Origin of the sequence: Marinobacterium weihaiense, assembly GCF_019061305.1 — a bacterium.
Lineage (GTDB): Bacteria > Pseudomonadota > Gammaproteobacteria > Pseudomonadales > Balneatricaceae > Marinobacterium > Marinobacterium weihaiense.
Genome location: NZ_JAHQZT010000020.1, coordinates 23,748 through 44,291 on the forward strand (window position 1 = coordinate 23,748; position 20,544 = coordinate 44,291).

A 20,544-nucleotide genomic window follows, 5' to 3' on the forward strand; every position below is an offset into this window, starting at 1 on the left:
GGGCCGTCAGGCCGGAATGATGATGTTCTGCATCATAATCCGGTGTCGGCGGGCTGTCATCCGTCACGACGGTGGGTCGCCTGCTCCAGCACCAGATCGACGAAGGTCTGGTTGGCCCGCGACAGCCGGTGCCCGCGGCGCCAGGCCAGGGACAGGTCGAGCCAGACCGGCGGCGAGAAGGGGCGCGCCACCAGGGTCGGATCGTCGGCCACCACCATCGCCAGCAGGGTGGTGATGCCGTAGCCGTGGCTGACAATCTGCTTGATCAGCGGAATCAGGTTGGCTTCAAAGCCGATGTGCGGCGTGACGCCGGCTTCGCGGCTGATGCGGTCGATCACTTCGCGGTGAAAGTAGCCTTCCTTGAACAGCACCAGTTCCTCGGCAAAGAAGGCGTCATAGCTGACGTTGTCCGCGTGTGCCAGCGGGTGGTCGCGGGGCAGGATCGCCATCATCTGGTCGCGCAGGAAGGAGTGGGTTTCCAGGTCGTCCGGCGGGGTGTCGGTCACGATCACGCCCATATCGATGTCGCCCTGATGGATCATCTGCTGCAGCTTGCGGGTGCCGGCTTCGACCACTTCTAGGCGGATGCCGGGGTAGCGCTGGCGAAAGGCCATCAGGATAGGCGGGAAATAGTAGGAGCCGAGCATGCTGGGGATGCCGACCCGCACCTCGCCGCGGCTCAGGCCGTGCAGTTCGTGCAGCTCACGCTCGGCATCGTTGACCGCCTGCAGGATATGACGGGCATGGCGTGCCAGCACCTCGCCTTCGTCGGTCAGGCGAACACGCCGCTCCTGGCGGTCAAACAGCTGCAGATCCAGCGTTTGCTCCAGCTTGCGGATGGCCATGCTGACGGCGGGTTGGGCGATGTGCAGCCGCTCGGCCGCAGCGGTGAAGCCGCCCTGTTCGGCGACGGCGAGAAAGTAACGCAGGCTGCGTAGGTCCATATCAATAATCGTTATGCATTAAATAAAAACTATATATTTTAATGATTCTAGCGCCGCTGTTATGGTCGCGTCAGTATTCCGTACCATTTTCCATGCAGGTTGTGTCCATGATTACGTCCGGCAGTGCCGCCTTCTGGCGGGCCACCCTGGCTCTGTGCCTGGGGTCCTACATGATTTTTGCCAATGTCTATATCACTCAGCCGCTGCTGCCGATGCTGGCGCAGGCGTTCGAGGTGTCGGCCTTGCAGGCGGGCTGGACTTTCACGGTCACCACATTGACGCTGGGGCTGTCGCTGCTGATCTGGGGGCCGCTGTCCGATGCGCTGGGGCGGCGCTGGATCATGCTGCTGACCATGAGCGGCGCCACGCTGGTGACGCTGCTGCTGTCGCTGATCGAAAGCTACACCGCCATGCTGGTGCTGCGGGCGATACAGGGGGTGCTGCTGGCCGGTCTGCCGGCAATCGCCATTGCCTGGATGGGCGATGAGTTCGAGCGCCCGGCCATGCTGGTGGCCGTGGGGCTGTACATCGGCGGCAACAGTCTGGGTGGTATCAGCGGGCGCCTGATCGGCGGTTTTGTCGGCGATTGGCTGGGCTGGGCGCAGGCATTTCAAGTCATGACGCTGCTCAGTCTGGTATGTCTGGTGGTGTTTGCGCTGCTGCTGCCCCGGTCCGAACATTTCACGCCCCAGCCGCTGAAACCGAGGCGCATGCTGGCCGATCTGGGCACGCACCTGCGCAACCCGGTGCTGCTGCTGGCCTACCTGATCGGGGGCTTCAATTTTTTCATCTTCGTCAACCAGTACAGCTATATCACCTTCGTGCTGGCGGAGGCGCCCTACAACCTGCCGGCCAGCCTGTTGGGGCTGCTGTTCCTGACCTATCTGTCCGGTACTGTCGGGTCGGCCATTGCCGGTAAGGTCGGCCAGCGGCTGGCGCAGCCGCTGTGCATGGCACTGGGGATTCTGATTTTGATGAGCGGCAGCCTGTTGACGCTGTCCGACCAGCTGTGGCTGATCGTGCTGGGGTTCTTCGTCAACAGCTTCGGGTTCTTCTTCGCCCACTCCAGCGCCAGCAGCTGGGTCAGCCAGAATGCACACCACGCCCGTGCCAGCGCGTCGTCGCTGTATTTGCTGTTTTACTATACAGGGGCCAGTACCGGCGGTTTCTACCTGCACCCGTTCTGGGAGTGGCTGGCCTGGACAGGAGTCATTGTCGGCTCATTGTTGGTGCTGGCGCTAACCCTGACGCTGAGCCTGGTGCTGTATCGTTTGCAGCAGCGTTCGGGCGCGTCAGTGGGCTGATCTGATAAACTGTAGCCATTATTCTGCTGTGAACGAGGCTTGCCATGCGTTATCAACATCGTGTAACTGACGGCCATGCTCTGGAGCTGCCGCTGGGCAAGGTGGTCTGCATCGGCCGCAACTACGCCGATCATGCCCTGGAACTGAACAACCCCATTCCCAAGGAACCAATCCTGTTCATCAAACCGGCCACCTCGGTGGTACCGATGGAGCAGCCGTTCTCTGTCCCCGCAGGCAAGGGTGAGGTGCATTTCGAAACCGAAATGGCGATTCTGATCGGTGAAACCCTGAAAAACGCGGATGAGCAGCAGGCGATGCACGCCATTGCCGGCATCGGGCTGGGGCTGGACATGACCCTGCGCGAAGTCCAGAGCCGCCTGAAGGAAAAGGGCCAGCCCTGGGAAAAGTCCAAGTGCTTTGATGGTGCCTGCCCGCTGTCGACCTTCCTGTCACCGGCTTCGGTCAATGATCTGACCGATGTGCAGATTCGTTTAAGCGTCAACGGCGAGGTGCGTCAGGACGGCAACTCGGCGCAGATGCTGACGCCGGTGCTCAAGCTGCTGGCCCATGCCAGTGAATGGTTCACGCTGGAGCCGGGTGACGTGGTGCTGACCGGCACACCGGCCGGCGTTGGGCCAGTGCAGCCGGGGGATCAGCTGCGTGTGGAGCTGGTAGACCTGCTGCGCGTCGACACGGCTGTGCAGGACTGAACACAGCCATTAATGGATCATCAAGGCACCGGGTGCCTGCAATAAGGGGACGTGAATGCTCTGGTATAAAATGCTGCATATTCTGGCCATGACCAGCTGGATGGCGGGAATCTTCTATCTGCCGCGCATCTTCGTGCATTACGTGGAAGGCCGCGAAGCGGGGCAGGATGTAGCCCGACTGGAGATCATGGCGCGCAAGCTCTATGGTTTCATGACCATCATGGCCGTGTTTACCCTCGGGCTGGGACTCTGGCTCTGGCTGGGATACGGCTTCAGCGGCGGCTGGCTGCACGCCAAGCTGCTGTTCGTGGCGTTGCTGATCGGCTACCACCTCTGGTGCCGTGCCTACCTGAAACAGATGCAGCGCGGTGAACTCAGCCGCAGTGGGCGTTATTTCCGCCTCTACAACGAACTGCCGCTGCTGATCTTCATCCCGATCCTGATCTTTGTGGTGGTCAAGCCGTTTTGATTCGGCAGATGTGTACCGCTGATATTTTGGGTAGGTTGGGCAATTGCACAGTTTGTCACTGACAGCAGGCGTGTAGTGCCGAGCATGTGCGACACGCTTTGCGTCATCCATGACCGCTCGACTGACGCCATCCTTGGCGTCAGACGGTCGCACATACTCGGCACCACAGCCTGTTCATGGTTCGGCACCCTTGCGATTACAAAGCCAGATCACCGGCTCAATTGTGGTTTGAGTGACTGTACTTGCAACAGTGCTGCACGGAAGTGATCGGTCAGGCGTAATGGGATCAGGTCTGGCTGACCGTCTGCGGCCAAGAAAGGCCGCAGACGAGCCCCAGGGATGGTTTATGGCGTGTCAGACAGACCTGATCCCATTGCCCGAGTAGCATTAGTGTAGTGTGGTTGTCTTGCCTAGGGCTAATTAGACTGCCGCTGCTCCAGCCGCGCGATACGGGCTTCCAACCGGTCTGTGGCGTCGCGCAGTTCTTCCACCTGCTCCTGCCAGATATCGATCTCGACCTGCGTCGGCAGCAGGCGGGCTTCCTCGTGTAGATATTCTTCTAGGCTGTGGACAAGGCTGCGGCTGCCGTAACCCAGTTGATGGGCGGCAGAGCGGACAAGGTTGGCCAGCGGGTGAGCGGCGGTGTCGCCGATCAGGTCGGCCAGCCAGGCTTCCCAGTCGATCTGGCTGTCGGCCAGAATCTGTTGCAGTCGGTGGACCAGGCCGCTGTTGCCTTCGAGGCTGACGCCGTGGCCAAAGAGTACTTGGTTGCCGGCTTGGGGCAGGCGTATCAGGTCGAGCGCTGTGCCGCGGATGCAGGCGTCGGGTTCGCCGCCACACTCGGCCAGTAGATCAATGCCATGATCGTGGGGCAGCAGGGTGCAGTGCCACTCGGGGCGGGTGCACTCGACACGCACTTCCGTGCCGTTCAGCTCGCCCAGTCGGGCCAGCGTTACCGGATCGCGCGCCAGCACCGCATTGAGGCTTGCTTCTGCCAGCGTCAGCAGGGTGGCGTTGATCATTCCGGTGCCGGTTCCTGTCGGGGGTGTCATGGCGCTCGCTCCTCTGGGCTGGATTCAGTGCGGCGGTTGCGCTGTCCTCAGGGCTTGATGCCGGTGTGCAGGGCAACGATGCCGCCGGTCATGTTCTGGTAGCGGCAGTTGACGAAACCGGCCTGCTCCATCATCCCTTTCAGGGTGTCCTGATCCGGGTGCTTGCGGATCGACTCGGCCAGGTAGCGGTAACTGTCGGCATCCCCGGCAATCACCTTGCCCATCTGTGGCAGGATGTTGAACGAGTAAAAATCGTACAGCTTGGTCAGCGCCGGGTTGTCGGTCTTGGAAAACTCCAGAATCATCAGTTTGCCGCCGGGCTTGAGCACGCGCAGCATGGAGGCAATGGCGGCATTTTGGTCGGTGACATTGCGCAGGCCGAAGGCGATGGTGATAACGTCAAAGGTGTTGTCCTCGAACGGCAGGCATTCGGCATTGGCCTGAACATACTCCACGTTGCCGGCGACGCCGGAGTTGAGTAGCTTGTCGCGACCGACTTTGAGCATTGAGTCGTTGATATCGGCCAGCACCACCTTGCCTTCGGGGCCAACCATGCGTGCGAACTTGCGCGTCAGGTCACCGGTACCGCCGGCAATGTCGAGCACCTTGTGGCCACGGCGCACGCCGCTCTGGTCGATGGTGATACGTTTCCACAGGCGGTGGACGCCGCCGGACATGAGGTCATTCATCAGATCGTACTTGCCCGCCACCGAGTGGAAGACATCGGCGACGCGTTTGACCTTCTCTTCGACCGGCACGTCCTGATAGCCGAAGTGAGTGGTTTTCTTTCCGTTCTGCTCTGGCATGGTTCTCTGTCCGACTGTTATCCGAAGGTTGCTTGCATTCTACCCTGCGGCTGCAGCTTTGTCGCTCAGCCGCGGGCGATCAGGCCGTTGTCGCGCGAAGCACCAGCCGCGTCCAGCTGCGTCAGATAACGCTGCCAGTAATCGGCTTGATTATGCGCCAGATCGTGCAGGTATTCCCAAGTGTAGAGGCCAGAGTCATGACCGTCATCAAAGATGATCTTGAGGGCGTAGTTGCCGGCGGGCTCGACGCCCTTAAAGCCGACATGCTGCTTGCCGGTCTGTAGCACGCCGTTGCCGATGCCGTGGCCACGCACCTCGGCGGAGGGCGAATGCACGCGCAGGAATTCGGCGGTGAGTTCGAAAGTGCCATCCGCGTAGACCAGTTCCAGGGTGCGGGACTTCAAGTGCAGCTTGATATCGGACGGCAGGGGAACCGAAGTGTTCATGGCAGGGCTCCGTGGATGACCGGGGGCTGCAGCCCCCGGTATGGACATCAGAGGATGTAGTGGCTCAGGTCCTCGTCATGGCTGAGTTCATCCAACTGTGAGTTCACATACGCGGCATCGACCTGAACGGTTTCACCGGCCTTGTCCGCAGCGACAAAAGACAGTTCGTCCAGCAGACGCTCCATCATGGTATGCAGGCGACGGGCACCGATGTTTTCGGTCTGCTCGTTGACCTCGTAGGCCAGTTCGGCGATGCGGGCGATGCCGTCCTCGGTGAATTCCACGTTGACGCCTTCGGTGGCCAGCAGCGCTTTGTACTGCTCGGTCAGGGACGCCTTGGGCTCGGTCAGAATGCGACGGAAGTCATCCGGGGTCAGCGCGTTCAGCTCGACCCGGATCGGCAGACGGCCCTGCAGCTCGGGGATCAGATCGGACGGGCGCGCCAGGTGGAAGGCACCGGAGGCGATGAACAGGATGTGGTCGGTCTTGACCATGCCGTACTTGGTGTTGACGGTGCAGCCCTCGATCAGCGGCAGCAGGTCGCGCTGTACGCCTTCACGGGAGACGTCGCCGCCGCCGTTGTTGTCACCGCGCTTGCACACCTTGTCGATCTCGTCGAGGAAGACGATACCGTTCTGCTCCACCAGCTCGACGGCCTTCTGCTTGGTCTCATCTTCCTTGATCATGCCGGCGGCTTCTTCGTCGGTGAGCAGCTTAAAGGCATCCTTCACCTTCAGGCGCTGGGACTTCTTGCGCTCCTGGCCCATGCTGGAGAACATGTTCTGCAGCTGGCTGGTCATCTCTTCCATGCCGGGAGGGGCCATGATCTCAACGCCCATCGGCTGCTGGGAGACTTCAACATCGATCTCCTTGTCGTCCAGCTGGCCTTCGCGCAGCTTCTTGCGGAAGATCTGACGGGTGGCGCTGTCGGTCTTGCTCGGCTCTTCTTCCTGGCCGAAACCGGTGGCGCGGGCCGGCGGCAGCAGCGCGTCCAGGATACGTTCTTCGGCGACTTCCTCGGCACGGAAGCGCACCTGTTCCATGGCTTGTTCGCGGACCAGCTTCACGGCCATCTCGACCAGGTCGCGGACGATGGTTTCCACGTCGCGACCGACATAACCCACTTCGGTGAATTTGGTCGCTTCCACCTTGATGAATGGGGCATTGGCCAGCTTGGCCAGGCGGCGGGCGATCTCGGTCTTGCCGACCCCGGTGGGGCCGATCATCAGGATGTTTTTCGGCGTAACTTCCGGCCGCAGTTCGTCGTCCAGTTGCATGCGACGCCAGCGGTTGCGCAGCGCGATGGCCACGGAGCGCTTGGCATCGTCCTGACCGATGATATGGCGGTTGAGTTCGTGCACGATCTCGCGCGGGGTCATGTTGGACATGTTCAGCTCTCCTCGAGGGCCTTGTTGGCAAGCGTTTCGATGGTCAGGTTGTCATTGGTAAAGACGCAGATACCGGCGGCAATGTGCAGGCTCTTTTCGACGATGTCGCGGGCGCTCAGCTCGGTGTTTTCCACCAGTGCACGGGCCGAGGCCAGGGCGAAGTTGCCACCGGAGCCGATGGCGATGACGCCGTCTTCCGGCTCAATGACATCACCGTTGCCGGAGATCAAGTAGGTCTTTTCCTGGTTGGCCACCAGCATCAGCGCCTCCAGGCGACGCAGTGCCCGGTCGGAACGCCATTCACGGGCCAGGTGGATCACCGCGTTAACGATGTTGCCCTGATGCTTGTCCAGCTGTTGTTCGAACAGGTCACGCAGGGTGATGGCATCAGCCGTACTGCCGGCGAAGCCGGTAATGACCTGATGCTTGGGCAGGGTGTTGACCTTTTTGGCGGTGCCTTTCATGACGGTGTTGCCCAGGGAAACTTGGCCATCACCGCCGACCACGACCTGGTCGCCACGGCGCACGGAAACAATAGTTGTCATAAAGAAAAAATCCTGTCGGTCCGATAGTGGGCACCCGTAAACCGTTCGCTACGGTTAAGGCAGGTAACCTGATGGCTACAGATATGGATGCGGATGCGAGGATTTCAAGGGGGGGGCGGTTCCGGATCAGTCGATCCGGATCGCCATGGGGATGATATTGAGCTTACCCAGCTTGTTGCGCGCCTGGTTCATCTCGGTCCTGTTGTCGAACGGCCCCAGCCGAACGCGGTACCAGATGCCGTTGCTGCCCTCGGATCGATCGGTTCTGACGCCTGGCAAGCCTTGCAGGATCAGCTTGGCACGCATGCGCTCAGCATCAGCGTCATTGCGGAAGGAGCCGGCCTGCAGCAGGTACTGATGCTCCATCTTGGCGTCCTTGGGGGTGGATTTGTAGACATCCACCTTGGGCGCCACCACTTCGGTCTTGGGCAGCATCTCGTAGAACTCGAACTTGCTCCTTTCGGGTTCCGGCTCGGGGGCGGGCTTCGGGGTCGGCTTGGGTGCCGGTTTCGGCTGCGATGCCGGTGTTACCACCGCCGGCGCAGGTTCCGGCGGTGTCTGCAGCAGGGTGTAGACCAGGTAGCCCAGGCCGCCGAACACCGCCAGGGTGACCAGCAGCAGCTTCCAAGGCGTGCGTCGTGGGGGCGGTGCCGTACGCTTGGGCGCCGCCTGCCGGGCCGGCTTGCGGCTCGGCGTACGGCTGGCGCTGGTACCGCTGCGACGCTTGCGGGCGAAGTCCTGCTTGGCCATCGCTTACATCTGCTCCGGTGCGGACACGCCCAGCAGCTTGAGGCCGTTGGCCAGCACCTGACGCACGGCGACACTCAGGGTCAGACGGGCGTTGCGTAGCTCGGCATCGTCGATGATCAGTTTGTGGCCGTTGTACCAGGTGTGGAAGTCACCGGCCAGATCACGCAGGTAGTTGGCCAGCACATGCGGCTCGAAGTTGAGCGCGGCGTGCTGCAGGGTTTCGGGGTACTTGGCCAACTGCTTGACCAGATCCTTCTCGGTTTCGCTTTCCAGGCGCTCCATGGCGGCCAGACCGGCGGCCTGGTCCCAGGCCATGCCTTCGCTCTCCAGCTTGCGCAGGACCGAGCAGACACGGGCGTGGGCGTACTGGATGTAGTACACCGGGTTGTCCTTGGACTCGGTTTTGGCCAGCTCCAGATCGAAGTCCATGTGCTGGTCGGCCTTGCGGGTCACATAGAAGAAGCGGCAGGCATCGTTGCCCACTTCGTTGCGCAGCTCGCGCAGGGTGACGAAAGAGCCGGAGCGGGTGGACATCTGCACGCGTTCGCTGCCGCGGTACAGAATGGCGAACTGCACCAGGCGTACTTCCAGTTTTTCGGGGTCGTACCCCATGGCCTGGATCGCCGCCTTCACGCGGGCGATATAGCCGTGGTGGTCGGCACCCCAGATGTTCACCACCTTGTCGAAACCGCGCTCGAACTTGTTCATGTGGTAGGCGATGTCGGACGCAAAGTAGGTGGTCTGGCCGTTGGCGCGCTTGACCACGCGGTCCTTGTCGTCACCGAAGTCGGTGGAGCGGAACCAGAGGTTGCCGTCCTGCTCGTACAGGTAGCCCTTGGCCTCCAATTGCTCTAGCGCACGGCTGACGTCGCCGCTGCTGGTCAGGGAACGCTCGGAGAACCATTCCTGGTAATTGACGCCGAATTCGCCGAGATCTTCGCGGATATCACCCAGAATGGAATTGAGGCCGGCATCGAAAACCATCTCGTAGTCGTCCCCCAGCAGCTGCTGAGCACGCTCGATCAGGGCATCGATGTGCACTTCCTTGTCGCCTCCGGCCGGTTCGTCCGCCGGGATGTCGGCGACGACGTCCGCGACCGGTCGATTGAAGCGGTCACCGTGATCCTTGACCAGATCGTGGGCGATGTCGCGGATGTAATGGCCCTGGTAACCGTTGCTGGGGAAGGTCAGTTCCTGCTCGTGCTGTTCCAGGTAACGCAGCCAGACGCTGGCGGCGAGGATGTTCATCTGACGACCGGCGTCATTGACGTAATACTCACGCTCCACTTCGACACCGGCGGCTTCCAGCAGGTCCGCCACGGTGGCACCGTAGGCGGCACCCCGGCCGTGGCCCACGTGCAGCGGGCCGGTGGGGTTGGCTGATACGAATTCCACCTGCATGCGCGGGCCGGAGTTGGCCTGGCCGCGACCGAAGGCGTCACCCTGCTCGAGGATGTCGCCCAGCACGGTGAAGATGGAGGCCTGGCTGACAAAGAAGTTGATGAAGCCGGGGCCGGCGATTTCGGTTTTCTCGATGCTGCCGTTGGTCGGTAAAGCGTCGCACAGCTGCTGGGCCAGTTCACGCGGATTGCGTCGGGCCGGTTTTGCCAGAGTCAGAGCGATGTTGCTGGCGAAGTCGCCGTGCGCCTTGTCACGGGTGTTCTCAACCTGGATGTTCGGGGTGATGTCGGCGGGCAGGGTGCCGTTGGCGATCAGGGTGGAAAGAGCCGCGTCGATCAGTTGGGCAATCTGTTCTTTCATCGGGGTACTCTGGCTGGAATTGAAGATCAGAATGAGGCAATAAACCGGATATTATACGCCGCCGCGGTGGTCAATTGCCAATCAGTCATGAGCGTCTCGCAGGAGGAATCACCGCCTGTTCAGGGTGATGAGGGTGTCAACGTGTAGCAACTTGAGCTCAGGGTGCTCCCCCGCCGAAGCGCTCCCGGTACTGGCTCGGGCTGAGGCCGGTCTGCTTGAGGAACATTTTGCGGAAGGCGCTGACGTCTTCATAACCGACCTGCCAGGCGATGCGCTCGATCGGGTCGCGGCTGTTTTCCAGCGCCTCGCGCGCCTTGTGCAGGCGCTGCTGCTGCAGGTATTCGCCCGGCCGCAGGCCGGTGGCACGCTGGAAGCGGCGCATGAAGGTGCGTTCGGTGAGGCCGGCGATAGCGGCCATGTCACGTACGGCCAGGCGCCGCTGGTAGTGCTGGTGCAGCTGATGCTGCACGCGCAGGACGGGGGCGTCGCCATGACTCATCACCGGCATGAAGGAACGGTAGTAGCGCTGCTGGCGGGTACCGGTATCCACCACCAGAAAGCGCCCCAACGCCTGCACCACGGAGGGCGGAACGTAGCGACCGATCAGGTGCAGGGCCAGGTCCATCCAGGCCATGACGCCGCCGGCGGTGACCAGGTCGGAGTCGGACAGCAGCAGGGCGTTGGTATCCAGATCCAGGTGCGGAAAGTGATAGCGGAACAGGCCTTCCAGCTGCCAGTGGGTGGTGGCGCAGCGGCCCTCCAGCAGTCCGGCCTGGGCGAGCACGAAGGCACCGGCGCAGGCCGAGCTGATCACTGAGCCTTGTCCGTGCCAGTCCCGCAGGGCCCGGCAGACGTCGGGCAGGGGGGCGAGATAGGCCTGTCCTTGCAAAATGGGCGGTACGATGACCAGCTCGGGGTGAGGCAGGGTGCCTTGCGGTTGCCGGCTCAGGGTCTCGGCCGCCAGCAGGTGCACGTCAAAGTGCAGTGCCGGCACGTTCTGCAGTTCGGTCAGGATCTTGTTGGCGCTGTGAAACAGGTCCTCGAGACCATACACCGCCGAGCGGGCGGTGCCTTCAAGGGTGAGGATGATGACGGAAAGGGTGCGCGCCATGTCGGTTTTTGCCTTATAAATGTCAGGGTTGCCACCGGTGCAGGGTAACATGAGCTGTCATGATCAGTGCTCAATCTTTTTTACGGAGCATCACTCATGAGCAATACCGCCTTGATCATCGTTGACCTGCAGAACGACTATTTCCCGCAGGGCCGCTGGCCGCTGGTGGGCATCGAAGCGGCGGCCGCCAACGCGGCTCGTGTACTGGCTCGTTTTCGTGAGCGCGAACTGCCGATCTTTCACATCCGTCACGAGTTTGCCGCGGCTGACGCGCCCTTCTTTGCCCCCGACACCGAAGGCGCGCGCATTCATGCCAGCATGCAGCCGCGGGACAGCGCGCAGGAAGTGACGGTGCTCAAGCACGAAGTGAACAGTTTCAAGGGGACCGAGCTGCATGACGCCCTGCAGGCACGCGGCATTGAAAAACTGGTCATTGTCGGCGCCATGAGCCACATGTGCATTGACGCCGTGGCGCGGGCGGCGGCGGATCTGGGCTATCAGAACACGCTGATCGAGGATGCCTGTGCCACGCTGGATCTGGAATTCAATGGGGTTCAGGTGCCGGCGGCCCAGGTCCATGCCGCCTTCATGTCGGCGCTGGCCTTCGCCTATGCCGAGGTGACCGATACCGACCGCTGGCTGGCCACGGCCTGATTGCCCTAGTAACTGTCGACCGGATCCACATCCAGGGTCCAGCGTACCCGGCGCGCTTCCGGGTGCGCCTGCATCAGCCCGATCAGCACCGACAGCGCCTGATGCAGCGGCTTGCGCTGGCCCGCTTGCAGCAGCATCTGGGCGCGGAACAGGCCGGCCCGCTTCTCCATCAATGAGGGGAAGGGACCGATACACTGAACCCCGGCCGGCAGTAACTGTTGCTGGTCGCTGAGCTGGCGCAGGCTGAGCAGAAAGTTCTCTGCCAGTCCCTGGCGGGTGGCTTCGGCGCGAATCAGCGTGTGGTGGGCGAACGGCGGCAGATGACCGCCCCGGCGCAGGCGCAGTTCCTCACGGGCGAAGGCGTCGTAGCCGGCATGCACCAGGGTTTTGAGCATCGGATGCTCGGCATTGAAGGTCTGCAGCACCACCTCGCCGGGCAAATCGGCGCGCCCGGCACGCCCGGCTACCTGCAGGATCAGCTGGGCGGTTTTCTCCATGCCGCGAAAGTCGGCGCTGAACAGTCCCGCATCCGCATCGAGAATGGCGACCAGTGTCACGCGGGGGAAGTGGTGCCCCTTGGCCAGCATCTGGGTGCCGACCAGAATGCAGGGTTTGCCTGTGTGTACCTGATCCATGATCTGATCCAGCGCGTGCTTGCGCTGGGTGCTGTCACGATCCACGCGCAGTATCGGGGTATCGGGGAAATGCGTTGCGAGGCGGTCTTCCACCCGTTCGGTGCCGCTGCCGGCCGGGCGCAGCTGCTGACTGCCGCACTGGGCGCAGCCGCGCGGAATCGGTGTCTGCCGGTCGCAGTGGTGACAGTGCAGGTGCGGCGGTTGGCGGTGCAGGGTCATGCGCGCATCGCAGCGGGTGCAGTCCACCGGGGTGCCGCAGTCGTGGCACACCAGCGCCGGCGAGAAGCCGCGCCGGTTGAGAAACAGCAGTACCTGGGTGTCGCGGTCAAGGTGTTCGCGGATGCGGCTGATCAGCGGTGCGGATAGTCCGGCGTCCAGCTGCTGCTGGCGGATGTCGAGCAGCTCGAACCTGGGCGGCTTGGCATTGCCTGCACGGCGGGTCAGGCGCAGGTGCTGGAAGCGACCACTCAGGGCGTTGTGCAGGGTTTCCAGCGCCGGGGTGGCACTGCCGAGCAGGATCGGGATGTCGTGCGCGCGGGCGCGAAAAATGGCCAGATCGCGGGCGTGATAGCGGAAGCCGTCCTGCTGCTTGAACGAGCCGTCATGTTCTTCGTCGACGATGATCAATCCCGGCGACTTGAGCGGGGTGAAAATCGCCGAGCGGGTGCCGATCAAAATCCGTGCGCTGCCTTCTCGGGCCCAGAGCCAGGCGTCCAGCCGCTGGCGGTCGGTCAGGCCCGAATGCAGCGCCAGTACCGGCACCCGAAAGCGCGCCTTGAAGCGGGCAATGGTCTGGGGGGTCAGACCGATCTCGGGCACCAGGACCAGCGCCTGCTTGCCGGCCTCGATGCAGTGCTGGATCGCCTGCAGATAGACCTCGGTCTTGCCCGAACCGGTAACGCCTTCCAACAGCATGGGAGTAAAGCCTTGTGCCTGGTGCACCGCGTTGACAGCGGCCAGCTGTTCGTCATGCAGTGTCAGTGGCGCTTCGCGTAGAATATCCAGGCCGGTGTCATTGGCGTGGAGCAGGGCCGGCTGGTGTTCAAACGACTCGGCCAGCCCCTTTTCCGACAGCGCCTTCAATAGTGCGGGGTTGCCGCCCTCGGCCCGCAGCGCGTCGGTGCTGATACCTTGTGGATGTTCCTGTAGCAGGGTCAGCAGCTCGCGCTGGCGTCCGGCGCGAGCGGAAAGCGCCTCGATATCGGCGGTGGCGCTGGCACGCCATAAGGTTTGATGCTGAAAACGGTCCGGCTGCCCCTGGCGCAGAAGTACCGGCAGGGCCTGTTGCAGGGCATCGCCCAATGGGTGTTGATAATAACGCGCCGCCCAGTGAGCCAGAGCAAACAGGTCCGGTGTCAGCACCGGTGCCGTATCGAGCAGTTCCAGGGCCGGTTTGAGCTTGTCGGGCGGCACCTCACTCTCGGTGGCTATTGCCACCAGCAAGCCGATCACCTCACGTCGACCAAAGGTAACGCGTACGCGGCAGCCCGGCTGTGCCGTTTCCGGGCCATATATGGGCGGCCGGTAGTCGAACAGGCGATAAAGCGGTGTCGGGATGGCAACACGGAAAATCAAATCGGAACCTCGACAAGGGCTGTGGGCAGGCAGCAATGGGTGCAGTCTAGGGGTTTTGGACGGGACTGGGAATGGCTGTTTTTCCTTGCCCGTCGCCTGGGGGGGGCGTATAATTTCGCGCCTTAGTTATACACACTGTGCTTATTAAAAGCGCACCATTAAATGTGCGGTGCCTGGCGTCAGATACGACCGGGTGGCGGCACGCCAATTTTATCGAGGTTCAAGATGAAAGCTGGTATCCATCCGGAATACACCGAAATCAAAGTTACCTGCTCCTGCGGTAATGTCATGAACACCCGCTCCACTTTGGGTGAAGACATGCTGGTCGACGTATGCAGCCAGTGCCACCCGTTCTACACCGGCAAGCAGAAGGAAGCGACTTCCGGCGGCCGTGTTGACCGCTTCAAAAAGCGTTTCGGTTCTCGTGGTTTCAAATCGTAAGCGATTGCGCTTGTACGATTCTAAAAAGGCACTCATGGCGAGTGCCTTTTTTGTATCTGTCGTTTGCATATCAGCTCTTATGGGCCTGGTGTCTGGGCGTCAGGCTCTTGCGGCCGAGTGCCCGCGCCTACCCGGTGGCTTCCAGGCCCGGGTCGAGCAGGTCTATGACGGTGATACGCTGCGTCTGAGTGATGGTCGCAAGGTGCGACTGGTCGATATCAATACGCCTGAGCTTGGACGTGATGGGCGTGCGGACGAGCCTCATGCCGAGGCGGCCCGGCAGTGGCTGCGGCGTGCGGTACAGGGGCGCCGGGTCTATCTGCTGCCGGGCGCCGAGCGCGCGGACCGCTATGGTCGGCGGCTGGCACACCTGTATCTGCCGGATGGCACGCTGGCGGCTGAGTTGCTGGTGGCGCGGGGGCTTGGATATGTGCTGGCACGCAGCGCCCGGCCCGAGCTGACAGCCTGCTTGTTCGCGGCCGAGACCTCAGCCCGGCGGGCCGGCCTGGGAGTCTGGCAGAGTGCGCCGCTGGCTGCGGAGCGGGTACGGCGCAGTGGCTTCGCCGTGCTGCAGGGGCGCATCAGCCGCATCACACCCACACGTCGAGGCACCTATATTGATCTGGATGATCATTTGGCGGTCTTCGTGTCCACATCCGTCATGGCCGGTTCGCCCCGTTGGCAAATCGGGCGGCGCCTGCAGGTGCGCGGGTGGGTGGTGGACCGCCTGCAGCGGCATAAATCCTTGCGTCCGGGCCAGCAGCGCTGGCGTCTTGATTTGACGCATTCGCTTCATTTGAGGGGCGACTGAAGTCGCATTTGGCATCGTCTGAAGCACGGTTGTTGTGGATATTGCTTTTATATATGATGCAAGTCCGTCTTTTTACAACCTTAGTTGGAAACAGCAACCATGTCTCAAGATTTTAAACAAGCTGCCCTCGATTACCACGAGTTTCCTCGTCCGGGTAAGATCAGTGTAGAGCTTTCTACCTCTGCTGAGACTTCGCGCGATCTGTCCCTGGCGTATTCGCCGGGCGTGGCCGAACCGGTCCGTGAGATCGCCAAGGATCCCGATGCAGCGTATCGCTACACTGCCAAGGGTAACCTGGTTGCCGTGATCTCCAACGGTTCTGCCATTCTGGGTCTGGGTGACCTGGGACCGCTGGCGTCCAAGCCGGTCATGGAAGGCAAGGCACTGCTGTTCAAGCGTTTCGCCAATATCGATTCCATCGATATCGAAGTGGACGCCGAGAGCCCGCAGGCCTTCATCGATACGGTTGCCCGTATTGCTGAAACCTTTGGCGGAATCAACCTGGAAGACATCAAGGCCCCCGAATGCTTCGAGATCGAGCGCGCTCTGATCGAACGTTGCCAGATCCCGGTATTCCACGATGATCAGCACGGCACCGCGATTGTAACCGCGGCGGGCATGATCAACGCGCTGGAACTGGCCGGCAAAACGCTGGAAGAAGCACAGATCGTATGTCTGGGTGCCGGTGCTGCTGCCAGTGCCTGCATGAAGCTGCTGATCAACATGGGTGCCAAGGTCGAAAACATCTTCATGCTGGACCGCAAGGGTGTGATCCACTCCGGTCGTGAAGATTTGACTCCGGAAAAAGCGGCATTTGCCACTGAAACCGACAAGCGTACTCTGGAAGACGCGGTTACCGGCGCTGACGTATTCGTTGGTCTGTCCGGCCCTGACCTGCTGTCACCGGAGAACCTGCTGAAGATGGCGGACAACCCGATCGTCTTCGCTTGCGCCAACCCGGATCCCGAAATCAAGCCGGATCTGGCACGCGCGACCCGTTCTGATGTGATCATGGCGACCGGTCGTTCCGATTACCCGAACCAGGTCAACAACGTGCTGGGCTTCCCGTTCATCTTCCGTGGTGCGCTGGACGTTCGCGCAACGGCCATCAACGAAGAGATGAAAGCGGCGGCCGTACGTGCCCTGGCCGACCTGGCGAAAGAGCCGGTCACGCCGGAAGTTCTAACGGCTTACGGCCTGCAGGAATTGTCCTTCAGTCGTGACTACATTTTGCCGAAGGCAACCGACTCCCGTCTGCTGGGTGCCATCTCCTATGCCGTGGCCAAGGCGGCTATCGACAGCGGTGTGGCACGTCTGCCGATGCCGGAGCACTATCCGCTGTAATCCCGTATTGGGGTCCAAAAAACCGCTGCCTCGCAGCGGTTTTTTTATGTCCGGCGGATGTGCCCGGCTGCCGCCAGGCACGGCTCAGTAGCCGAAGATGGCCTCGGTGGCTGGCGCCTCCAGCTGTTGTTCGGGGCTGCGAGCACGTTCACGCGGCACGTCTTCGCTGCGGAAGTATTCGTAGATCGCGTTTGTTTGGCCAGAATAGGCACGCTTGCCGCTGGCCGGATCGATGCGCACGCGGACCACACCCTGCGGGGCGGAAGGGCGGTTGTCCGGCATATCGATCAGCGCGTCTTCCATGAAATCCATCCAGATCGGCAGGGTGCGGCTGCCGCCGTACTCACCGCGCCCCAGTGGCGACGGCTGGTCGTAACCCACCCAGGTCGTGGCCACCAGATCCTGATTGAAGCCGCTGAACCAGACATCCTTCTGCTCGTTGGTGGTGCCGGTCTTGCCGGCCAGGTCCGAACGCTTGAGCACCCGGGCGCGGGTGCCGGTGCCGCGGTTGATGACATCACGCATGATGTCGTAGATCAAAAAGGCGTTGCGACGGGAAATGATGCGCGGTGCGGCCGTGGGCGTGGCAGCTTCCAGCTGTTCTGGAGGCAGCAGGTTGTTGAGCAGGACATTGTCGCCCGCGTTTTCGTCCCGGCTGGTATCGGGTGTGTTCGGGCTGGTCTCTGGCTCTGCCTCGGCCACCGTAGTGGCCTCAGGGCATTCCTCGCAGGCGCGCAACGGGTTGGCCGCCAGCAGTACTTCGCCCTGGTCGTTTTCGATTCGGCTGATCAGGTAGGGGTCAACCAGAAAGCCGCCATTGGCCAGGGCGGCATAACCGCGCGCGACCTGCAGCGGCGTAGCACCGGCACTGCCCAGCGACAGGGACAGGTTGGCGGGTACCTGGTCCGGATCAAAGCCAAACTTGAGCATGAAGGCGCGTGCCTGCTCAATGCCCAGTGCGCGCATCAGGCGAATGGAGACCAGATTGCGCGAGCGGTACAGGGCTTCACGCAGGCGGGTGGGACCATTGAAGGTGCCGTTGGCGTTTTCCGGGCGCCAGCTATCTTCCAGGCTGACATCATGAAACACGATGGGCGCATCATTAATGATGGAGGCCGGGGTAAAGCCGTTTTCCAGTGCTGCCGTGTACAGGAAGGGCTTGAAGCTGGAGCCGGGCTGGCGATAGGCCTGGGTCGCGCGGTTGAACTTGTTGTGATAGAAGCTGAAGCCGCCCACCAGCGAGCGAATGGCGCCATCGTGCGGGTCCAGTGCCACCAGTGCACCCTGTACATCCGGCATGCGGGTCAGGCGCAACTGATCCTTGTCATCCCGCATCACGCGGATGACATCGCCGGGTGAAAGCACGTCAGCCGGTCGTTTGGGCGCCGGGCCATTCCAGTATACGCTGCGGAAGGGGCGTGCCCACTTAATGCCCTCCCACGGCAGGCGGTCGTGACGGCCATCCGTGCGCAACAGGTCGGCACCTTCAGCGTCGACGGCCAGCACCAGCGCCGGCTCCAGCCCCGCGTAGGCGGTATGCTGGCGCAGGGCATTAAGCTGGTCTTCGGCGTTCAGTGTATCGAGTTCAATGCTGGCTTCGGCGCCACGGTAACCATGGTCCTCGGTGTAATCCAGCAAGCCGCGGCGCAGCGCTTGTATAGCTTCAGCCTGCATGTCGCTGTCGACCGTGGTCCAGACGCGATAGCCATCCGTGTACAACGCTTCACCGTACACGGCGAACAGCTGCTGGCGTACCATTTCGGCAATATAAGGGGCATCGAGCTCGATATCGCTGCGGTGATAACGGGCGGTCACCGGCGTAGCCACGGCTTCGTCGTGTGCCTGCTGATCGATGTAGCCCAGTGTCAGCATGCGGCCCAGGATCCAGTCGCGGCGCTCCAGCGCGCGTTCCGGGTTGGTGATCGGATTGAAAGCCGAAGGTGCCTTGGGCAAGCCTGCAATCATGGCCAGCTGGGCCAGGGTCAGGCTGTCGATGTCCTGACCATAATAGGTATTGGCCGCCGCCTGGATGCCATAGGCGCGGTGCCCCAGGTAGATCTGGTTGACATACAGTTCCATGATCTCCTGCTTGCTCAGCTCCTGCTCGATCTGCAAGGCCAGCAGGATCTCGATAAATTTGCGCTTGAAGGTCTGTTCGCGAGTCAGGAAAAAGTTCTTGGCCACCTGCATGGTAATGGTGGAGCCGCCGCTCTGAATGCTGCCGGTGGAGGCAAGTTGGAAAGCGGCGCGACTCAGGCCCTTGATATCAATGCCGAAGTGGTCGAAAAAGCGTGCGTCTTCAGCGGCCTGCAGTGCTTTGATAAAAGGATCGGGGATGGCCTCAAAGGTCAGTGGTCGGCGTTTCTTTTCCCCGAATTCGGCAATCAGCTTGTCGTCCGCCGAATATATGCGCAGCGGTGTTTGAAACTGTACGTCACGCAGGGTTTCGACGTCGGGCAGTTCCGGGCTGAAGTAATAGTACACTCCGGCAAAGGTCGCAGCGCCAGTAAAGACGCCGATCAGCGACAGAGTCAAGAGCCATTTAAATAACCGTTTCAGAATGCGCATGCTGACCTGCAAGAATCCGGTGGGAAAAAATAGAGCTGGATCATTATATAGGTGTAGAGTGCGTGGTCTACAGTGCACTGGCAGTTTAAATTGTCCTTGAATCAGGCTACATTGTGACCGTTTGCGGGACTTCACCTGACTGATATAAGGAAAATGTCGTGCTCAGCTTTTTAAAGCCGAAGACTGCCGGCTGGGTGGGAGTGGATATAGGGTCCGCTTCCGTCAAACTGGTAGCACTCACCCAACATGGACAGTCATATCAGATTGAAGGCTACGCGGTCGTTCCTCTGCCTCCGACCGCCGTGGTCGATGGCAATGTCGAAATACCGGATGAAGTCTCGGATGCCATTAAGCGCGGGCTCAAAATCTGTGGCATACCGCTGTCTCATGCCGTTACCGCGGTACCTTCTTCCGCTGTTATCACCAAACACCTCGAAATCAGCAATGCCTTCATGGGGATGGAGCTGGAGGAGCAGGTACAGGTCGAAGCGGATCAGTTCATCCCCTATCCGCTGGAAGAAGTCGCACTGGACTTTGAAATTCAGGGGCCGGTGGAAAAGGCGCCCGAGCTGAATGACATTTTGCTGGTGGCCTGCCGTCGTGATGACGCGGACAGCCGGGAAGACGCGATCAATGGTTCCGGCCTCAAATGTGAAGTCATCGATATCGATACCTATGCCATCGAGCGCACACTGCCGCTGCTGGAGCATGGCGAGCCCGGCGGGCAAGTGGTCGGTATCGTCGATATTGGTGCCGCAACCCTGACGCTGAATGTGTTCAAGGGCAAGACCATCATCTACAACCGTGAGCAGGCATTTGGTGGCAACGATCTGACCAACATGATCCATCAGCTCAAAGGCATTGAAGTCGCTGAAGTCGAACGCATGCTACATGCCGGTGAGCTCGGTGAAGAGATCATGAACGAGCTGGTGCTGCCGTTCCGACAGACCGTTGTGCAGCAGATCTCCCGTGCCTTGCAATTCTATTACTCGTCCGGCTCTCAGGGGCAGCTTGGCAAGCTGTATCTGGCCGGTGGTGTGTCCGGGATTGATGGATTGGCCGAGATGGCAGCAGAAGAAGTGGGTATCCAGACGCTGGTGGCCAACCCCTTCCTGAACATGCAGGTTGCATCCAAGGTGAATGCAACCCGACTGCAGAAGGATGCCCCCAGCCTGTTGAAGGCCTGCGGCCTGGCACAACGAAGCTTCGATATTTAGGGATCATAGGGAT

At 61.3% G+C, this 20,544-nt stretch carries 19 protein-coding genes; 8 read left to right on the plus strand and 11 right to left on the minus strand.

Annotated elements, in window-relative coordinates; genetic code table 11:
* Positions 1-56: 56 nt before the first annotated feature.
* Positions 57-944, minus strand: a complete 888-nt coding sequence (locus tag KTN04_RS13245; RefSeq protein ID WP_217335712.1) for a LysR family transcriptional regulator — start codon at positions 942-944, stop codon at positions 57-59.
* A gap of 107 nt (positions 945-1,051) precedes the next feature.
* Here KTN04_RS13245 and KTN04_RS13250 point away from each other — a divergent pair, with 107 nt between their 5' ends.
* From KTN04_RS13250 to KTN04_RS13260, 3 genes are read left to right on the plus strand one after another with little or no spacing between them, the layout of a single operon-like run.
* On the plus strand, positions 1,052-2,248 hold the full coding sequence (locus KTN04_RS13250; RefSeq protein WP_217335713.1) for an MFS transporter: 1,197 nt from the start codon (positions 1,052-1,054) through the stop codon (positions 2,246-2,248).
* 44 nt (positions 2,249-2,292) lie between these two features.
* Positions 2,293-2,958 carry a fumarylacetoacetate hydrolase family protein gene (locus KTN04_RS13255; protein ID WP_217335714.1) on the plus strand — a complete coding sequence of 222 codons (666 nt, stop codon included), beginning with the start codon at positions 2,293-2,295 and terminating at the stop codon, positions 2,956-2,958.
* 55 nt (positions 2,959-3,013) lie between these two features.
* Positions 3,014-3,427 carry a CopD family protein gene (locus KTN04_RS13260; RefSeq protein WP_217335715.1) on the plus strand — a complete coding sequence of 138 codons (414 nt, stop codon included), beginning with the start codon at positions 3,014-3,016 and terminating at the stop codon, positions 3,425-3,427.
* A 416-nt stretch (positions 3,428-3,843) separates the two neighbouring features.
* Here the strand turns inward: KTN04_RS13260 and KTN04_RS13265 are convergent, their stop codons facing one another.
* The 8 genes from KTN04_RS13265 to KTN04_RS13300 form a co-directional block, all read right to left on the minus strand.
* Positions 3,844-4,479 carry a ubiquinone biosynthesis accessory factor UbiJ gene (locus KTN04_RS13265; protein WP_217335716.1) on the minus strand — a complete coding sequence of 212 codons (636 nt, stop codon included), beginning with the start codon at positions 4,477-4,479 and terminating at the stop codon, positions 3,844-3,846.
* Positions 4,480-4,526: 47 nt separating this feature from the next.
* On the minus strand, positions 4,527-5,285 hold the full coding sequence (gene ubiE / locus KTN04_RS13270) for a bifunctional demethylmenaquinone methyltransferase/2-methoxy-6-polyprenyl-1,4-benzoquinol methylase UbiE (protein ID WP_217335717.1): 759 nt from the start codon (positions 5,283-5,285) through the stop codon (positions 4,527-4,529).
* 65 nt (positions 5,286-5,350) lie between these two features.
* Positions 5,351-5,731, minus strand: coding sequence for a gamma-butyrobetaine hydroxylase-like domain-containing protein (locus KTN04_RS13275; protein WP_217335718.1), 381 nt, complete (start codon positions 5,729-5,731; stop codon positions 5,351-5,353).
* Between the two features lie 47 nt (positions 5,732-5,778).
* Positions 5,779-7,119 carry an ATP-dependent protease ATPase subunit HslU gene (gene hslU / locus KTN04_RS13280; RefSeq protein ID WP_217335719.1) on the minus strand — a complete coding sequence of 447 codons (1,341 nt, stop codon included), beginning with the start codon at positions 7,117-7,119 and terminating at the stop codon, positions 5,779-5,781.
* A gap of 2 nt (positions 7,120-7,121) precedes the next feature.
* Positions 7,122-7,664, minus strand: coding sequence for an ATP-dependent protease subunit HslV (gene hslV, locus KTN04_RS13285; protein ID WP_217335720.1), 543 nt, complete (start codon positions 7,662-7,664; stop codon positions 7,122-7,124).
* Positions 7,665-7,790: 126 nt separating this feature from the next.
* Positions 7,791-8,414: an SPOR domain-containing protein gene (locus tag KTN04_RS13290; protein ID WP_217335721.1), complete on the minus strand. Its 624-nt coding sequence runs from the start codon at positions 8,412-8,414 to the stop codon at positions 7,791-7,793.
* 3 nt (positions 8,415-8,417) lie between these two features.
* A complete protein-coding gene (argS, locus tag KTN04_RS13295; RefSeq protein ID WP_217335722.1) occupies positions 8,418-10,175 on the minus strand; it encodes an arginine--tRNA ligase in 1,758 nt (585 codons plus the stop codon).
* A 157-nt stretch (positions 10,176-10,332) separates the two neighbouring features.
* Entirely contained in the window at positions 10,333-11,286 is a 954-nt protein-coding gene (locus KTN04_RS13300; protein WP_217335723.1) for a GlxA family transcriptional regulator, read from the minus strand.
* Between the two features lie 96 nt (positions 11,287-11,382).
* On the opposite strand from KTN04_RS13300, the gene KTN04_RS13305 reads away from it, so the two are divergent.
* Positions 11,383-11,940, plus strand: coding sequence for a cysteine hydrolase family protein (locus KTN04_RS13305; protein WP_217335724.1), 558 nt, complete (start codon positions 11,383-11,385; stop codon positions 11,938-11,940).
* Between the two features lie 5 nt (positions 11,941-11,945).
* Here the strand turns inward: KTN04_RS13305 and KTN04_RS13310 are convergent, their stop codons facing one another.
* The gene (locus KTN04_RS13310) at positions 11,946-14,150 is read right to left on the minus strand and encodes a primosomal protein N' (RefSeq protein ID WP_217335725.1); all 2,205 of its coding nucleotides are present in this window, start codon (positions 14,148-14,150) and stop codon (positions 11,946-11,948) included.
* Between the two features lie 225 nt (positions 14,151-14,375).
* On the opposite strand from KTN04_RS13310, the gene rpmE reads away from it, so the two are divergent.
* From rpmE to KTN04_RS13325, 3 genes are all read left to right on the plus strand, one after another.
* Positions 14,376-14,591, plus strand: a complete 216-nt coding sequence (rpmE, locus tag KTN04_RS13315; RefSeq protein WP_217335726.1) for a 50S ribosomal protein L31 — start codon at positions 14,376-14,378, stop codon at positions 14,589-14,591.
* A gap of 79 nt (positions 14,592-14,670) precedes the next feature.
* Positions 14,671-15,402, plus strand: coding sequence for a thermonuclease family protein (locus KTN04_RS13320; protein ID WP_217335727.1), 732 nt, complete (start codon positions 14,671-14,673; stop codon positions 15,400-15,402).
* Between the two features lie 99 nt (positions 15,403-15,501).
* Positions 15,502-16,746: a malic enzyme-like NAD(P)-binding protein gene (locus tag KTN04_RS13325; protein ID WP_217335728.1), complete on the plus strand. Its 1,245-nt coding sequence runs from the start codon at positions 15,502-15,504 to the stop codon at positions 16,744-16,746.
* An 84-nt stretch (positions 16,747-16,830) separates the two neighbouring features.
* Here KTN04_RS13325 and KTN04_RS13330 read toward each other — a convergent pair whose 3' ends face one another.
* The gene (locus KTN04_RS13330) at positions 16,831-19,314 is read right to left on the minus strand and encodes a penicillin-binding protein 1A (RefSeq protein ID WP_217335729.1); all 2,484 of its coding nucleotides are present in this window, start codon (positions 19,312-19,314) and stop codon (positions 16,831-16,833) included.
* Between the two features lie 158 nt (positions 19,315-19,472).
* On the opposite strand from KTN04_RS13330, the gene pilM reads away from it, so the two are divergent.
* Complete coding sequence (pilM, locus tag KTN04_RS13335) at positions 19,473-20,531, plus strand: type IV pilus assembly protein PilM (protein WP_217335730.1); 1,059 nt, start codon at positions 19,473-19,475, stop codon at positions 20,529-20,531.
* Positions 20,532-20,544 lie beyond the last annotated feature (13 nt).

What these genes read in the sequence shown, in the direction of transcription:
- KTN04_RS13325 (WP_217335728.1), top strand. Translation starts at nt 15,502, where the DNA reads ATGTCTCAAGATTTTAAACAAGCTGCCCTCGATTACCACGAGTTTCCT.
- KTN04_RS13290 (WP_217335721.1), bottom strand. Translation starts at nt 8,414, where the DNA reads ATGGCCAAGCAGGACTTCGCCCGCAAGCGTCGCAGCGGTACCAGCGCC.
- ubiE (WP_217335717.1), bottom strand. Translation starts at nt 5,285, where the DNA reads ATGCCAGAGCAGAACGGAAAGAAAACCACTCACTTCGGCTATCAGGAC.
- hslV (WP_217335720.1), bottom strand. Translation starts at nt 7,664, where the DNA reads ATGACAACTATTGTTTCCGTGCGCCGTGGCGACCAGGTCGTGGTCGGC.
- hslU (WP_217335719.1), bottom strand. Translation starts at nt 7,119, where the DNA reads ATGTCCAACATGACCCCGCGCGAGATCGTGCACGAACTCAACCGCCAT.
- KTN04_RS13265 (WP_217335716.1), bottom strand. Translation starts at nt 4,479, where the DNA reads ATGACACCCCCGACAGGAACCGGCACCGGAATGATCAACGCCACCCTG.
- KTN04_RS13330 (WP_217335729.1), bottom strand. Translation starts at nt 19,314, where the DNA reads ATGCGCATTCTGAAACGGTTATTTAAATGGCTCTTGACTCTGTCGCTG.
- KTN04_RS13300 (WP_217335723.1), bottom strand. Translation starts at nt 11,286, where the DNA reads ATGGCGCGCACCCTTTCCGTCATCATCCTCACCCTTGAAGGCACCGCC.
- KTN04_RS13260 (WP_217335715.1), top strand. Translation starts at nt 3,014, where the DNA reads ATGCTCTGGTATAAAATGCTGCATATTCTGGCCATGACCAGCTGGATG.
- KTN04_RS13255 (WP_217335714.1), top strand. Translation starts at nt 2,293, where the DNA reads ATGCGTTATCAACATCGTGTAACTGACGGCCATGCTCTGGAGCTGCCG.
- KTN04_RS13305 (WP_217335724.1), top strand. Translation starts at nt 11,383, where the DNA reads ATGAGCAATACCGCCTTGATCATCGTTGACCTGCAGAACGACTATTTC.
- KTN04_RS13245 (WP_217335712.1), bottom strand. Translation starts at nt 944, where the DNA reads ATGGACCTACGCAGCCTGCGTTACTTTCTCGCCGTCGCCGAACAGGGC.
- rpmE (WP_217335726.1), top strand. Translation starts at nt 14,376, where the DNA reads ATGAAAGCTGGTATCCATCCGGAATACACCGAAATCAAAGTTACCTGC.
- KTN04_RS13320 (WP_217335727.1), top strand. Translation starts at nt 14,671, where the DNA reads ATGGGCCTGGTGTCTGGGCGTCAGGCTCTTGCGGCCGAGTGCCCGCGC.
- KTN04_RS13275 (WP_217335718.1), bottom strand. Translation starts at nt 5,731, where the DNA reads ATGAACACTTCGGTTCCCCTGCCGTCCGATATCAAGCTGCACTTGAAG.
- argS (WP_217335722.1), bottom strand. Translation starts at nt 10,175, where the DNA reads ATGAAAGAACAGATTGCCCAACTGATCGACGCGGCTCTTTCCACCCTG.
- KTN04_RS13250 (WP_217335713.1), top strand. Translation starts at nt 1,052, where the DNA reads ATGATTACGTCCGGCAGTGCCGCCTTCTGGCGGGCCACCCTGGCTCTG.